This is a genomic window from Paenibacillus sp. J22R56, from assembly GCF_056269375.1.
On sequence record NZ_JBWDNV010000006.1, the window covers coordinates 291,579 to 306,950 of the forward strand.

The following is a 15,372-nucleotide window of genomic DNA, read 5'->3' on the forward strand; positions in this document are numbered from 1 at the left end:
GGTTTTTCATTGTGTTACCATTTACGCTCGTAGCCAGGATATTCGTAATCGGTATTCTGCAGCTTATTAAGTATGTTCATATCATGAATATGAGCCTTCGTCTTGTCTGTCCCCAAATTGTAGATTACTTGATAGAGTTTGAGCAGATCATCGTTAAACTGATCCGTAGCTTTATCGTGATCCGCGGATTTATACGGAATTGGAGCTCTGAATTGGGTCACCTCATCGTCCCGCTGTAGATGTTCAAGCATTCGATGCAGTTTTTCGAGCTCCTCCTCTGTCCCACGGACCTCAAGCTGATCATTCATAGAAGCTTTCGTATCAACACTTTTGCTAGATACAGATACGTATAATGTTTTTTCTGACATTACAAACACTCCTTTTCGATATATAAGTTTAATTTCGAGTTGATACTTGCTCATCTAAATACCTCAATTCAGAGCTTTCTTGAATAGAGATATCACCACTGGCTTCTTCTAACAGATGTGCTGGGTACTTCCTGTCCAACATCAGAATAACGTGCTCAATCTGTCCCTCCTCCAGTACAGAAATTGTCCTTTGCTTTAACTCTTCAAGTGTTTGTTTAATGAAATCCAAAGATTGTTTATTCATAGAAAACTCCCCCAAATGATTAATTACGTATCCCAAACAAAATAAACACTTACTCCATGTATCAACAAAAAGGAGCAAATGTTCAACAAGACCTAGATCCAGGCCGGCATCAAAAGAATTAAATGACTCTGTCATTTCAATGTGGTGATACGTTGAATGCTGCTTCTTTTCTAAGATATACCCTCTATATCGATGTTTGAATCACTATTTCCGAATTCGTTCCAAATGCCAGTTTCAAGACGGGAGTGCTGTACCGACAGAGAATCAACACAACTAACCCACCTAGCAAACCGCAAAATCCGACAGATGCACCAGCTCTATTTGGGTCCCACGCAGCGTAACCCGCAATCTCACCGGCCACCCCACCTATAGCATACAAGACCATAAATAACCGCCAGCCGAAGGCTTTTTCCGTCGCAGCACCTAGGAATGCCAAGCACACCATGTTGAAGATGTATTGATCCAACCCGTCGGAATGGACAAGGAGCGGAGTAAATATCCGCCATCATTCTCCCGAATCCAATGCCGATGGGTTTCGCCGAAATGCACTCAGAACCTCGGGGTAAGTGAACTGCAGCATGGTTTTTAACACCAGTAGAGCGAAATAAACAAAACTTTTCAAAAGCAAATCCGGCATATAATAAGTTCTCTCAGGGAACTCATTACATGCCGGATTTGATATTAGAAGCTTAATATTCGTTTTTTACGATTTTCCATAAAGGATCTTCCCCATTGGTGAAGCCGTTCGTACCTTCCATCACAAGCACGATAGAGCTTGATATATCGTCCAATTTCTCTAAGGGCTATAAAATTTGGGATTTCATCCAACCATCCCTTTTCCAAATCATTTTTCAATTGATATCCTTCAAGAAAATGGTTTAGGAACTTCTCCTTCGCATCTTCCATAGGATTAAGCGCGGTTACGAAAAATACTGCGATGGCAATATCATCTACGAACCAGGAGTACCGGCAGGCATCAAAATCATATAAGTAGATTTCGTCTCCATCAATACAAAAATTTCCATGGTGGAAATCAGCATGAATCAATCCATAGCTGCTTCGTGATTTTGAAAGAGTTGCTATGTGTCCCCGTAATTCAGCGTAACGTTCTACGATTGGCCTTTCGGATTCAGGTAGATCAATATTCGCGATTAGATCCGCTTCTGCGGACCAATCCGCTCTGTTGAAATGTTTGGAAGGTTGTTCATAATATTTAGTGACGTTATGCATTCTTCCCATGTAGGCTCCCATGAGATGGTACAACTTAAAACTGTAATCGGCTTCAGATATGTACCGACCACGTGCGGCCTCAAAGCAAACAGCCGTATATGTAACTTCATCCACCTTTACTTCTTCCACCAACCGTCCACCAGCGGAACGAATTGGCCGAGATACACGTAAACCTTTATCTGATAGAAACTCAATCCAATCGATCTCTCCCCGGATAATATTGGTTGACCGATGCGCATCTCTCGTCATCCGCAGGAATACCTTAGTGTCTCCCAATGTGTAAGAAGCAATAAAGCTGTGTTCGGATTCATGATGGCTGAGTAAGCTGTCCGGATCAAGTTCGAACATGCGCATGCCGGTTTCGAGTAATTTTTTATGGTTACAAGTCATTCTACTTCCCTCCTATTTAATAAGTTGTCGGTCATAGAGTGGCCCTCTATTTAAAGTTCGCCGTTAATTCGATCATCACTTCGGAGGAGTCCATAATGCATTAGATCCTCATATACGTCTCCCTTACGAATATGATCACGCAAAACCCCCTCATACTTCATTCCGATTTTCTCCATAACTTTATACGAAGCAGGATTTCTTGTCATCGCTGCAGCATATACGCGATTTAACTCAAGCTCATTAAATGCAAACTGAACTACCTTCGTGGCTGCTTCTGTACAAAAGCCGCTTTTCCAATATGGCTTTCCAATCCAATACGCTAATTCAGCCATATTATGTCTTTTATTTACGTGTAGACCAACGACTCCGAGGAACAAGCCATCTTCCGTGAAAGTAATAGCGAACGAGTAGCCATCGCCTCTTGTTTCGGCTTCATGCCTTGCTTTGATAAACGTTATAGCTGAACCAATTGGATATGGATGTGGCATGCTTAATGTCGTATCCGCGACATCTTTCTCGCCAGCTAATCTTTCCAAAGCTTCAGCATCTTCAAACTCAAGTTGCCGTAATGTCAAACGGGCTGTAACCAACACCTTACTCATATTCAATAACCTCCATTTCAGTATTTAATTAGAAGAAGCAAAAAAACTCATCCCCTACTGGACGGAGTTACTCCGCGTTACCACCCTGATTAGTCATAAAGGAGCAATTTATCATTCTAAACTACCGGTTGATCTGAACTAGTGCTTCCAGTTAGTCCAATTCATGACTACCTAGCTTATTTTGTAATTTAGACCAGGTGACCGGAATTATAAGTAATGCCAAGTTGAACAAGGTCAGGTTTCATTTTGCCATTGACAGTCACACTTTTAGTTGATTCAACAACAACTCTCCTTCGTTGTGTCCAGCTGCTGCTGATACAATGGTTAACGTAACAGTCTGCGAAGATGTTTAATCCACCTAGGTTCATATGTCTCACTTATTGGTGACCCTGTATAATTCTTATGATATGGGTCCATCTCCCATAATTTCATAAGCCCCTCAGGTACTTCATATTTGCTAATAGGTGAATTTAAGTCCCCCCTATAGTAATACTGTGTACATTCAATACAGAATAATATCACCGATCTCTTTGAGGCATACGCGTAAACATTAAGCTCAGTATCACATACTTCGCAACGGCATATGCGGTTTCGGTTTAACCAATCAATGAGCTTTTTGATAGACAGTTGTACCACTCCTTAGCTCCAAGAGGATTACACTTATATTACCATATATTGTAATCGAAATACCCTTTACTTCAGCAAAAACAACAGCAGATTTCTTGCCAGTTGCTGTTGAGGTGTTGTGCTATAGATTGCAAGTTTTACAGCATCCGGCGCTTTCGTAGAAATAAAAAAAAAGCATTTGAGGTTAACACTTCAAATACTTTTCCCAGGCGTACAGCATTATGAAATATGTGCTCCATCGTGGTTATCCGCGCACTCTATTCACCTGAAGCGAAGCTGTCGATCTCCACGAGCGGGAGATGATCGGTAATAAGATGACTATAATGTGCAACCCGCACAATACCACTCTCATCAATCAAAAAATCGGCAGGTATTCGATTAAAATTTGAACCTTCCTCTGGAGTAAGAGGAAAGCCGGCAGCAGCAGCTTCTTTGGCGAGCTTTTTTGTGTTCGCATCGGCCATTGTCATACGTACTTTCTCTTCAGAAGTCTCAACACCATACAAATCGTACAAGTGCGCATTAGGGTCGGTGACTAGTGAGAACGGAGCATTTTGAGCTCCGACATATGTCCGCATATTCGCCTCTGTTGATTCGAAGACGACGATAACATCCATACCTTGGCGCTGCCAATCGGGATATCTGTTAATAAATTGATGCACCCGCAAATTACAAAGAGCACAAGCGGAGAAGCGCATAAAGGCGAGCAGTACTTTGCGGCCACGATAATTTTCAAACAAAATAGGATTGCCGCAGTAGTCGACTGCTTGGAATGTTGGAGCAATCATGCCCTGCAGGAGTTGGTGAGTCATCGGTAGGTACCTCCTGTATTTGGAATTTACTTACTGATCCAATTTAACAGAATAGCATTACCGCTTCTGTGACCTAGTCACCAATTAGCTCCTCCAATTCAGTACGGCAGGTAATTTGTACCCAACCTCTTCCAGTCTCCACCCATCCCTCACGCTGAAATCGCTGTAACATACGGCTCACGACTTCACGGGCAGTACCGATTTCAGAAGCAAGCTCATTATGTGTCATTCTCAGCATTGGTTGCTGCTCTGATGTGGAACGCAGTAGTACTTCAGCCAGCCGCGTTTCCAATGGTTTGGTCTGTTTCACTTGAAGCTGTTCGCCCATTTGCATAATTCCTTCGAGCAGGTTACCGAATACGGTTTTACGGATCGACTCGTATTTTTGCACCCAGAGTAAGAAGCTGCGTTTGGATACAAACAGCGTCTCGACCTCCGTCTCAGCCTCGATGACGCCTGGGTAGTCTCGTCCGCTCAGACCACTAAGCACTAGGAGAGCACATATTTGAGAAAACGGAAAAATGGATTTTTAAAGAAAACGAATTTTCAGAATGGAGACAGATATGACTTCAATCGTCACGGATATGAGGTTGCTTGAAGTATTTCCATGTTTGAGGGATGTATGCGAGGAAGATTGGGCTGAAGCAAAGCCGGAAATTCGGTCATTCTCCGCCAAATCTCGTCTTTTTAAGCAGGAGGAGGCAAGGTTCTACGGCATGTTCTTGCTGAAAGGTAGTGCTCGTATCAGCCAAATCGGCAAAGATGGGAGCGAGCGGATTGTCAATAAACTTAATCCTGGCGATTGGTTACTCGTTCTCGACCTTAGTGCTGTAAATTATACCATAATTACCACACCATCCTACCATTTTGTATAACGTAGGGAAGTGCTGGCATTTTACAGCACTTCCGTAAAAATACGATCTCAACTATCATGGTTATACAACACAGTCGATAAAACTACCTATTATGCGACAACGGAAAGTGACATTAATTATCCACCACCTTCTATATAATCGAGAAGCGGCATAAACTATGAATACCTGAAACGATAACTAAAAGTGTCGGGTATAATAGATTGCTGTCACACTAATATGAGGCACAGGAAAGGTGGAAATGCATGTACGTAAGTCAAACTATGCAACAGGTGAAAGAAGATATCTTAAATGGAGAATGGGTGGGCAAGCTCATTCATAGACGTGACACTACCAGATCGATTAAGGTAACGCTTGAACCAATACAAGCCGGAGTTGGGTTTTTAGAGTTCTTTGAGGGGCAAGGCTACGGCTTCTACAAATGGAGTCAAGGTGTAAGTGCATAATCCAAGCCTAATAATTGGACTTGGTTGACAATAATGTTTTGATTAATGGGCACTCCTCCTGTCAAGTTGCTGAACAGGCTGTCGATAATATCGGCAGCCTGTTCAATGAAGATATTTAGAATCTCATTTTTATCATGAACAAATAATAATAGATAATAGGTAATCCAATGATAACAGATAATACTGTGACTGCAGTATATACTCTCTTCTCATCTCTTAATATAAATAGTAAAAACTTGTATCCTAGAATCCCAATGCATCCACCAATACAATTCAAAATAATATCATCAATATCTGCTGTTCCAATACCTAAAAGCCCCTGAATGATTTCAACAAATAAACTCACTATAAATATAAACAACAGATTATTAAATACTCTCTTGTTGCTCCTTAATAATGGCAAATATACACCAAAGGGTATAAGAATAAGTATATTGCCTATCACATTAGCAAAAGCGAATCTTTTTAAATTAGCAGAGCTGCCAGATAGATATTCACCTATGCTATCAAAAGGAATAAGGTTGATCGACCTAACTAACGTCCTGTGGCTATTAAATAGCTCCGAAATCGATACTCTCGATAAGAAAAATATTTTAATTAATAAAAACAGGTAACAGATGAAAACAACATATAAAAAGACTTGTAGTACTCGCTCTCGTGTATTCATAATAGCTCCTTTTTTTCATCCTTCGCAATTACATCTTCGGCAAGTTCATCCAGAACAGAACGCCCTCCGGAGTGTTTTCCAAAGCAAAATCAACGTTCATTGATTCCAACGTTTTTCGGACAATGGCTAGTCCCAAGCCACTTCGTTCGTTATTCCGGCTCCGTGCCTTATCCACGCGGTAAAACGGGTCAAAAAGCTTAGGCAGAGCAGTATTGTCAATCCTCATGCCATTGTTTAAGACACAAAGGCGGTATTGGTCAGCAATAGGATCGCACCATAGCCGAATCTCCCCGCCCTTCGGCGTATTCTGCACTGCATTCAATATGACATTTGAAAGCGCCTTTCTCAACATTTTAGGATCCGCAAGGCAAGTCTGCCCATCAGGAATATCTGTAACTATACGCTGATCGTTTGCCTCTGACAATGTATGAAAATCAGATAACATTTCAGAAATGGTTCGCTTGATATCCAGTTTTTCAGGAACGGGTACGATTTTCCCGTCGTTCAGACTAACAATCTCCAGTATATCGGAAATGATTTTGCTCTGTGCGTCCATCATTTTCAAGCATTCGCGCATATATTTGGGATGGTCTTTGTAATCACCTATATTTGCAAGCATTCCCTCCAGCAAGACGCTTGTAGCCGCGACAGGCGTTTTTAACTCATGGGAAGCCGCAGAGAAGAAATACCGCTGTGTTTCCTCCAGCTCGCGCTCCCGCAGGATTTCATCCTCTAATTGGGAGATGGTTTTTTTCAGCCTGTCGTACATAGAATGAACATCGCGGGCTAAAATACCAAGCTCATCTTTACGCTCCGGTAGGGGCCGAACTTCTTGGAGATTCGCCATCTTGGTTGTATTATCCGCCAAAGTTTTGATTGGTGTTGTCATCTGCCGGGCAAAAACATATGCGGCAATGACACAGACGACAAGCATGGCAGACAACATTACAAGCACACGCGCAATCAAGTGACTGTATCTCAATGAAAAAACATCATCGTTAAAAACGTGGAGCAAATAGCCATTGCCGAGATAAACAATGAACGAAGACTTTTCGCTATCGGGGCTCATTCCGACCAAACTGCTTGATGTATCAGAATCAGGTGTCACATAAACGATATTGCCGCCTTCGTCTGTAATATAGAACCGAAACGTTTGGTTTCTATCGTGAAATTGATTCGCTATCTCTGGCATATTGATATTCCCATGTGAGCGCTCAATTAATTGCTTATAAGTGCTGCTAATTTTTTGAAATTCAAGTCCTGAGTAATAAGCCATAATCTGAGACGAAAACAGAGCTGCCGTCGCACCGACCAACAATGCCGAGAAAATGATGGTGTAAATAAATACTTTGATGAATATGCCGCTTCTCTTCATAATGTTTCTTCCACCAATCGGTAACCTATGCCGCGAGCAGTCTGGATGATATTCTCAGGCAGCTTCGACCGTAGATTTTTGATGTGGGTATGCACGGTGCTCCCGTCGCCGTCAAACTGATACCCCCACACCCGAGATAAGATGATTTCATGCGATAACGTCCTGCCCCCGTTCTGAACCAATAGCATTAGAATTTCAAATTCTTTGAGTGTCAAGGGTAATTCCACCCCACCGTAAAATGCTTTGAAATCCTCCGGAAGTAATGTTAACTTGCTGTATCGGATTTCTTTTGCCAACGCGCCGCTCCGCCGGAGCAAGGCTTCCACACGTTTCAACAAAAGCTGGATCTTGAATGGCTTTGTCACATAATCGTCCGCTTCTGCATCAAACGCCTTGATTTGGTTTTCATCGTCAGAAAGGGCGCTCATCATCAATACTGGTGTATTATTTAACTTGCGAACCTCCTGTAAAAGCTCATGTCCGCTCATGCCGGGCAGCATGATATCGAGAATGACAAGTTGATAAATATGATTATAAAATTTTTTATGCGCTTCGTTACCGTCTGTACAGGCGTCTACTTTATATCCGGCTTCGCATAAAAAGGTTTTGACGGTATTACATATATGCTCGTCATCCTCGACAAGCAGAATTTGTATGACCATAAATCTCCCTCCTGAAAAAAGATAGCATAGTAATCTGTAGTTTAACTGTAGATTTATCATTTATGTTTCAAGAACTTCTATACAAACAATGCTTCCGTCCTTAAGCACACAAAAAAACGAACTCTCCTCAAGTAGGAGGCAGCTCGTTTTTTTCGATCATGTCCACTTCGGTATATATGCGCAGTTGTTGCTGATCGTCGATGGTCGCTAGGACAACATCCTTCATATCTAGATGTGCATGTTGAATCTTCATCGCCAGCCATGCTTCGTTTTTCCCCTGCTCCCTTAACATTGCGCTATTCGTGGTTCCTTCCACGACAATAGGCTTAACCAACGAGAATGGGGAGATCGGAATCTTCATGTCCTTCGGTGTAACAGTTTGATACTGAGTCTCCAGGAAGAAGGAGATGGTTCCTCCCGGCTCCCATAGGGCAAGGGCGACTTTCTGAATATCTTCAATTTGCTGCTTGCGCAGCTCCGAGAAGAGGTGATCGACCGAAATACGGGCTTTGCCTAAATTTTTCATGATGATCTTGCCATGCTGAATCAGCTTCATCGGGGCTGGATCGAGATAATGCTTCAGGAAGTTCCATTTTAAACCGAGCCATGAGGTGATCATGTACAGGAATACAAGAACAATAGTAGTGATCATGGAGCCTGTGAGCGACAGCCCTTCGTCAGAAAGGGGGTGGGCAATAATGTTGCCAAGTATGAGCGCAATAATGAAGTCCAGAAATCGCAGCTGGGAGATGGAACGTTGTCCGAGCAGCTTGGCTACGATAAGCAGAAAGAAATAGCCTACGATAGCCCGCATAGCCCATTCAACGGCTGATAAGGTCTCCTGTTTATGGAAAAAGTCAAACAAGCAAAGTCACACTCCATGAGCTAGAATCTTAAACTCCACTATTTTCCCCTTATTTGCCGAAATTTAACCCGACTTTTGTTCACTCCATGTCCAGAAAGCTTTGTATAGAAGTTCTTGTCTTGAGCAGGCGTTAAGAATTTCTATACATAAAATAAAAAGCCGCAGTTTATGCGACTTTCTTAGTATAGATGTACTTGTCGTCCGATATTTACTTATGCCCCAACGTAATATTGAGCCTGCGCATTCCAAAGTTCCACGTATTTCCCGTCCCGGTCGGCCACAAGCTTATCATGGGAGCCACGTTGAATAAGCCTACCTTCGTGAAACACGGCGATATCATGACAGAATCGGCAGGACGAGAGTCGGTGTGAGACGAAGATTGCCGTTTTACCGCCGATTAATTCATTAAATCGGGAATAAATCTCAAACTCTGCGATCGGGTCCAATGCCGCCGTAGGTTCGTCTAATATCACGAAAGGCGCGTTCTTATACAGTGCTCTTGCGAGAGCTACCTTCTGCGCTTCGCCTCCTGAAATCTCCACGCCGTCGTCTGAGAAATCCTTATGTAGGTAGGTATGAAGCCCTTCCGACATGTTCTTAACCTTTTCGCCCAGCCCCGCCAAGATAAGAGATTCCTCCGCCAATGCTGCGTCATAACGCTCGGATGCGGCAACGTTATAGCCAAGGGAGAACGAATACAGCTTAAAATCTTGAAACACAACGCTAAATACGCCCATATATGCCGAATAGTCGTACTCCTTAATGTCGATGCCGTTTAACGTGACAACGCCCTCCGTAGGTTCATAAAGCCGGCATAGCAGCTTAATCATCGTTGTCTTACCGCTGCCGTTCAGCCCTACGACGGCAAGCCGTTCGCCGATATTAAATTTCATGCTAAGGTTCTTGATCGCGTAATTGTCCGACCCAGGATACTTGAACGAGACATCACGAAACTCAAACTCTAGTCCTTCTTGCGGGATTTGTCTGTTTCTAGCGCTATTTTGCATATTGTCCGGCAAGTCAAGATACTCGTACACGAGGTTCAGATAAGGGTTGTTTGTAATAAAATTGCCCACAACTGAGACAAGCTTGGCCAGCGCACCTACAGCACCAGTTACCGCGCCGATGTACTGAACTACGCTGCCTAAAGGATACATGCCATATAGCGCCCGCAAACCGATAAAGAGATAAACGCAGCCGCCTAGTATGGCATTCATAGCTGCTGACAATGCATTGTTCTTACCGATCAAGTCGAAAATGCGGTACCAGTACTCAGCTCCAACCGATTTATTGTAGTGATCCTCTATCGCCGATGCCTGTTTATAGAGTCGAATATCCTTGGCGGCATTCTTTGCCTGCATATATTCGTTGAAGAAACTCACATAGGTATTTGCCTTCGGGTTATCCTCGAACACTTTCTTCTGAATTTTCTCCTCCCTCTTTTTGAGTACATAAGTAAAGGGAATCATAGTGAGGATGAGAAGAATCAGCAAACCAGTAGCATACGGTGATGTTATAAATGTCTGCTCATAGGATGATGTGGATGTGAACATCCCGATAACCAGTATGATAGATAGTATCAGTTCAAAAAGAGGCTGTAATAGTTCCGGCAGACTGTAGTGCAGGCGCAGAATGCCAAGCCCGTTTCCGTTCGACTTAGCTTCAATATCCGCTAACCTTTCATTATTCATCGTATCTTCCACTTGATCGTAATTCAGCTGCATATATCGATTGCCCAGGAAAAAGTAGAAACGCGCCCACAACGTACTGTTTAATGTCGTTATCCGGCGGTTAACTGCGGCATTGATAGCTGAAGCGGCAAACGCAAGCCCTACTGTAAGTGCGGCATACAGCATAATGCGCCTGGTGTCGCGCTCGCCGGCCAGCTCGTTTATGATCTGGGCAGACAGGAAGAGCACCATTAAGGGCTGAACTGCTTTAATAAAGGATGAGGCGATGGTAAGCGGTATGTAGGTTGGGGTTAAGCCATTTACGATGCCGTATCCGCGGCGCAGGTTATGCCAGATGGAACGCTCCTTCATGATCGGTCACCTCCCCATCCTTATAGTAGTGAGACTGCACATTAAACATCTCGGCATATTTCCCGCCATATTTCATGAGTTCGTCGTGCGTGCCGCACTCGGCGATGCCGCCGCCGTCGATTAATAGAATCCTGTCACAGAACCGCGTGCTTGCCAGCCTATGGGAGATGTAAATCGAAGTTCGCCCTGCAGTCAGTTCGGCGTATCGCTGATAAATCTCGCTTTCAGCGATCGGGTCAAGCGCAGCCGTAGGTTCATCTAAGATGATAACCGGCGCGTCTTTGTACAACGCGCGCGCCAGCGCCAGCTTCTGCTTCTCGCCGCCCGACAGTTCGATAGCGTCTGCGTGCACCCGACGAACAAGAAGAGTAGATTCACCTTTCTCAAGACCTCTTACCTTGTCCATAAGTCCGGACATGACGAGACATTTCTCTACTTTCTCGTAGTCTGTCTGTTCCGGGGACTGCTGCGAGATATTGCCGGCAATATCACAGCAGAAGAGATGAATATCCTGAAATACCGTTGAAAAAAGAGAAAAATATTCGTCTCTGTTATATCGCGTGATGTCGACGCCGCCGAGCGTAATCTCCCCGCATGTTGGCTTATAAAGTCCGCATAAAAGCTTAATAAACGTCGTCTTGCCCGCACCGTTTGCCCCGACAATGGCAATGCGCTCTCCCGGCTTGATCTCAAAATCGATGCTGCAAAGGGTCGGCTCCTTTGCCTCTGGATAGGTATATCCAACATTTCTTAATGTAATCGTTGAGGGAAGAAGATCGCCGGACGGCAGCGCATGGCCGGCGCCTGTATTAGACAGATCGGTGACATCCAGATAATCTCGTATATCTGACAGCTCACTTAAGGCCCGAATCAACTCGCTTGCGCTTGTCAATATACCCGACAACCAGCCTGCAAACGCGCCAATGGCGGCAAATACGAGCACGAAATTGCCCAATGTCATCTCACCGTTCAGCAGCAAGTAAATAAGAAACGCGTACGCGGCACCATCACGAATCAGACTGAGCACCGCATCCGATAACTGTGCTTTCATATCGCCTGTTGCTACCTTTTGTTCCTTTTCGGTTGAGGTACCGAGTATGTTTTGAAAAATACCGCGGATTAAGCTGCTGAGGTCATATAGGCGTACGTCTTTGCCACCGGACGACTCCTTCGATACCTTCTGAAGATACCAGAGTTTTCCTTGAAGCTTTGACCGCTCTTCCCGCGTGTCCCTCTCAACTTTTCGGGCACGAGAGAGTGCAAGCCAATTGATCCCGGCCGAGATGGCTAGAAAGAGAATAATAAGGGGATGTACCGATACGATAACCGTTCCATATACAAGAAAACCCAATACGTTCATTAGAAACTGTGATAGGTTTCTCGGTATGTTGGAGGCTGGAGAGTGATTGCTTTGCATGGCACGCCACGCCTTCTCGCCCCGTTTTGCGTATCCGGGACTTTCCAGCACCTCGTAGTCCATATTTAGATGCTTATGCATGATAGTTTGGAGGTGCTTCAAGATACTGATGGTACCTACAGATTCATGGGTGATGAGATCGGCGTAGCTTTTAGCACTGCTTAGCGCGGCCAGAAGAAGTGCCATAATGCCCACCGAAAGTATAAACTCGCTTGGCGTGACTCCCGCAGTGATGTTGTCGATGACAATTTTAGGCATATAGATGCTTACAAAAGGCACACCGACGCCAACAAGCACCGAGACGGCACAGCAAATCAACGTAAGCGGCCTCGCCCTCCAATGCAGTTGCATGGAGTACATGATGTTTGACCACCCGGAGTACGTAGCTTTTTTCTCTGTTGACACTCTAAAACCTCCTAAAAAGAATTGTTGCCTTATAAGCACCTTATGGGCGCATTGTGACAATCGATCTTAAAGCCAGCCATCGCGTCCTCGAGGAATAAAATGCACATGAAAATGTGGAGTACCATCAATAGTTATGAGTTGGTACACCCGTTCTGCTTCTGTGACCTGTTTTAATGCTGCATACAATAACTTTATTACACCTCCGTAAGATGCAGCCTCTTCTTCTGTCATCTCAGCAAAATCCAAAAAATGACGTTTAGATTCCAATACAATACGCCCAAGAACGGATTGGTCTGCGGGAAAGTGACAAACTTTCCAATTCTCATCTTCATAAAAATATCCACCAGGCGGTTGATTTGAAATGCCAAGATGCTTATCACAAATAAAACATGACATTTGAGTATCCCCTTTTAAAGTATGTTAATGTCTTCAATCAACCTATAGATTACTATTTGTTCTTGTTCACTATCATATCTGATAAACTCTTTTGATTTGTGATGATAATTATCTATAATTAATTCCTTATTTTCGTATTGTAGTTCACCAGAATTAACATCATATATTTTTATTCCTGCGTCCTTGGAACATGAAAATAAGTATGCATCAAAATATATATTGCCTGGTGCAATAGGAAACTCATTCAATACGCTACCTGTCCTTACATCTACCTTTCTAAAAAAACATCTATCATCAAAGCTCTCATTCTCATCAATAAAATCAGAATTTTGTCTACCAACTAAGCCAATCTCATTATCACTAATCCAACATATTGGATCGTTCCAATCTTCTTTCCAGCTCCACAGGTTCATTTTGCTCTTACCGTCTTCAGACTCCCATCGGTTTTGTAACCACTCAGAAATGCTCCACCCTGTCACACATCCAGCAGGATGCCAGTCCCAACCGTTATCTACAATCCATTTATAATCAGGAGAAACTAGTAACTGCCCATGGAAATAATCCAAGTAATGTTCTGATTCTGTAGATTTGTTTTCAGATAATTCGAATTTAGGATCATTTCTATTAGAAAAGACTTCGTGGGTTAAAGGATTTGTAATATCCAGCCTATTCCATTTTGTACCATGAATCATTAATATTTGATTGTTATGATAGGTAAAAGCAACAGGAAAAACGGTTTGTTCAGAATGATAATCATCTCGATTAAAACGCATTATTATCGATTTTGAATGGACATCTATTACAATCCCATGTCTACCGAATGTATTATATACGGCAATTAGTTCGTTCTTTCCAGATACCAGAAGTGAGACTTTCTCGTAAAGTATTATTCCTTCACTATCAAAGCTAAACAACTCAGTAATAACTTCATTTTTAGTATCCAATTCATAAATCTTACTATTTTTAGTGAGGACTAAAAATTTATTACTCTTATTACTAATTGGTTGAGCGTCTGCAATCCATTCTTTAATTCCGTGAAAATGTCTCATATTAAATTGAAACGATCTACGTTGCATTTTATTTCCCATCTTTAAACTATGTATTTAATTTTAACTTGTAAGCTGTTGTCATTTTGTCTCCATTTTAAGCATCGATGTTTCATTTAACGTATTTAGGTTTAGATATAATAATATTAATAATTCAATTTAACTTGAAAGGGATGGAATAATCCATGACTACAAAAACAACACAATCCGTTCAACAACTCTTGAACCGCCAGATCGCCAACTGGGGCGTCCTCTATGTTAAGCTTCACAACTATCACTGGTATGTGAAAGGTTCGCAATTCTTTACGCTGCACGTAAAATTCCAAGAGTTATACGAGGAAGCTGCGTTACACGTCGATGAAATCGCTGAGCGTCTGCTCGCGGTGAAGGGCAAGCCAATTGCCAAAATGAACGACTTTCTAGAAGAGTCCACAATCAAGGAAGCCAGCGGCAAGGAAACGGCTGAACAGATGGTTGACCAACTAATAAAAGACTTCACGTCTATTATCGATGAATTGAAGGAAGGCATGGAAATCGCACAAGAAGCCGGCGATGAAACAACGGCAGACATGTTACTTGCCATCCATAAAAAGCTTGAGCAACACGTTTGGATGTTGAGCGCGTTTAACGGTAAATAAGGGTATACCATTAGATCGAAGAATATTGCAGAACGTTGCTCGAGAATAACTCGGGCACGTTCTCTTTTTTTGCATAAAGGTGTTATATTTTCTTACGTATTACACCATCAAACTGCTTTTTCGGCTAGTAAGGTATCTCTCATCAACGTTCGATTTCCTAAATCAATAAATTCATGCTCATGTCTCATACTCTTAAAAGCACCGCTTATCATCTCATCAACAAACTTTAATTTCAATCTCTGTCGAAACAGTAACCAAGGGAACACAC

At 42.9% G+C, this 15,372-nt stretch carries 18 protein-coding genes; 3 read left to right on the forward strand and 15 right to left on the reverse strand.

Annotation, left to right across the window (positions count from 1 at the left end):
• Nucleotides 1–14 precede the first annotated feature (14 nt).
• The 7 genes from AC0YNT_RS16405 to AC0YNT_RS16435 form a co-directional block, all read right to left on the reverse strand.
• A complete protein-coding gene (locus tag AC0YNT_RS16405; RefSeq protein ID WP_475805588.1) occupies nucleotides 15–368 on the reverse strand; it encodes a hypothetical protein in 354 nt (117 codons plus the stop codon).
• 28 nt (nucleotides 369–396) lie between these two features.
• Nucleotides 397–612 (reverse strand): hypothetical protein, encoded by a 216-nt coding sequence (locus AC0YNT_RS16410; RefSeq protein WP_167275130.1) that lies wholly within the window; start codon nucleotides 610–612, stop codon nucleotides 397–399.
• Nucleotides 613–796: 184 nt separating this feature from the next.
• Nucleotides 797–1,111: a rhomboid family intramembrane serine protease gene (locus AC0YNT_RS16415; RefSeq protein WP_475805722.1), complete on the reverse strand. Its 315-nt coding sequence runs from the start codon at nucleotides 1,109–1,111 to the stop codon at nucleotides 797–799.
• Nucleotides 1,112–1,293: 182 nt separating this feature from the next.
• Nucleotides 1,294–2,232: a phosphotransferase enzyme family protein gene (locus AC0YNT_RS16420; protein ID WP_475805589.1), complete on the reverse strand. Its 939-nt coding sequence runs from the start codon at nucleotides 2,230–2,232 to the stop codon at nucleotides 1,294–1,296.
• Nucleotides 2,233–2,282: 50 nt separating this feature from the next.
• Nucleotides 2,283–2,834, reverse strand: coding sequence for a GNAT family N-acetyltransferase (locus AC0YNT_RS16425; protein WP_475805590.1), 552 nt, complete (start codon nucleotides 2,832–2,834; stop codon nucleotides 2,283–2,285).
• 884 nt (nucleotides 2,835–3,718) lie between these two features.
• The gene (locus tag AC0YNT_RS16430; RefSeq protein WP_475805591.1) at nucleotides 3,719–4,273 is read right to left on the reverse strand and encodes a redoxin domain-containing protein; all 555 of its coding nucleotides are present in this window, start codon (nucleotides 4,271–4,273) and stop codon (nucleotides 3,719–3,721) included.
• Between the two features lie 73 nt (nucleotides 4,274–4,346).
• On the reverse strand, nucleotides 4,347–4,763 hold the full coding sequence (locus AC0YNT_RS16435; RefSeq protein WP_475805592.1) for a Crp/Fnr family transcriptional regulator: 417 nt from the start codon (nucleotides 4,761–4,763) through the stop codon (nucleotides 4,347–4,349).
• A gap of 73 nt (nucleotides 4,764–4,836) precedes the next feature.
• Here AC0YNT_RS16435 and AC0YNT_RS16440 point away from each other — a divergent pair, with 73 nt between their 5' ends.
• Together AC0YNT_RS16440 and AC0YNT_RS16445 are read left to right on the forward strand one after the other, a co-directional pair.
• A complete protein-coding gene (locus AC0YNT_RS16440; protein WP_475805593.1) occupies nucleotides 4,837–5,148 on the forward strand; it encodes a cyclic nucleotide-binding domain-containing protein in 312 nt (103 codons plus the stop codon).
• A 242-nt stretch (nucleotides 5,149–5,390) separates the two neighbouring features.
• Nucleotides 5,391–5,591, forward strand: coding sequence for a hypothetical protein (locus AC0YNT_RS16445; RefSeq protein WP_475805594.1), 201 nt, complete (start codon nucleotides 5,391–5,393; stop codon nucleotides 5,589–5,591).
• A 115-nt stretch (nucleotides 5,592–5,706) separates the two neighbouring features.
• On the opposite strand, the gene AC0YNT_RS16450 is transcribed toward AC0YNT_RS16445, so the two are convergent.
• The 8 genes from AC0YNT_RS16450 to AC0YNT_RS16485 form a co-directional block, all read right to left on the reverse strand.
• Nucleotides 5,707–6,258, reverse strand: coding sequence for a VanZ family protein (locus tag AC0YNT_RS16450; protein WP_475805595.1), 552 nt, complete (start codon nucleotides 6,256–6,258; stop codon nucleotides 5,707–5,709).
• Between the two features lie 28 nt (nucleotides 6,259–6,286).
• Nucleotides 6,287–7,633, reverse strand: a complete 1,347-nt coding sequence (locus AC0YNT_RS16455; RefSeq protein ID WP_475805596.1) for an ATP-binding protein — start codon at nucleotides 7,631–7,633, stop codon at nucleotides 6,287–6,289.
• Nucleotides 7,630–8,295 carry a response regulator transcription factor gene (locus AC0YNT_RS16460; protein WP_475805597.1) on the reverse strand — a complete coding sequence of 222 codons (666 nt, stop codon included), beginning with the start codon at nucleotides 8,293–8,295 and terminating at the stop codon, nucleotides 7,630–7,632. Before AC0YNT_RS16460 ends, AC0YNT_RS16455 begins: the two co-directional genes overlap by 4 nt.
• Nucleotides 8,296–8,422: 127 nt before the next feature.
• Complete coding sequence (locus AC0YNT_RS16465) at nucleotides 8,423–9,160, reverse strand: DUF421 domain-containing protein (protein WP_475805598.1); 738 nt, start codon at nucleotides 9,158–9,160, stop codon at nucleotides 8,423–8,425.
• Between the two features lie 212 nt (nucleotides 9,161–9,372).
• Complete coding sequence (locus tag AC0YNT_RS16470; RefSeq protein WP_475805599.1) at nucleotides 9,373–11,202, reverse strand: ABC transporter ATP-binding protein; 1,830 nt, start codon at nucleotides 11,200–11,202, stop codon at nucleotides 9,373–9,375.
• A complete protein-coding gene (locus AC0YNT_RS16475; protein WP_475805600.1) occupies nucleotides 11,177–13,024 on the reverse strand; it encodes an ABC transporter ATP-binding protein in 1,848 nt (615 codons plus the stop codon). The genes AC0YNT_RS16470 and AC0YNT_RS16475 overlap by 26 nt, the downstream gene beginning before the upstream one ends.
• A gap of 66 nt (nucleotides 13,025–13,090) precedes the next feature.
• Nucleotides 13,091–13,420: an HIT family protein gene (locus AC0YNT_RS16480; RefSeq protein ID WP_475805601.1), complete on the reverse strand. Its 330-nt coding sequence runs from the start codon at nucleotides 13,418–13,420 to the stop codon at nucleotides 13,091–13,093.
• 14 nt (nucleotides 13,421–13,434) lie between these two features.
• On the reverse strand, nucleotides 13,435–14,496 hold the full coding sequence (locus tag AC0YNT_RS16485; RefSeq protein ID WP_475805602.1) for a hypothetical protein: 1,062 nt from the start codon (nucleotides 14,494–14,496) through the stop codon (nucleotides 13,435–13,437).
• A gap of 155 nt (nucleotides 14,497–14,651) precedes the next feature.
• On the opposite strand from AC0YNT_RS16485, the gene AC0YNT_RS16490 reads away from it, so the two are divergent.
• Nucleotides 14,652–15,104 (forward strand): Dps family protein, encoded by a 453-nt coding sequence (locus tag AC0YNT_RS16490; RefSeq protein WP_475805603.1) that lies wholly within the window; start codon nucleotides 14,652–14,654, stop codon nucleotides 15,102–15,104.
• The last annotated feature ends 268 nt before the right edge of the window (nucleotides 15,105–15,372 follow it).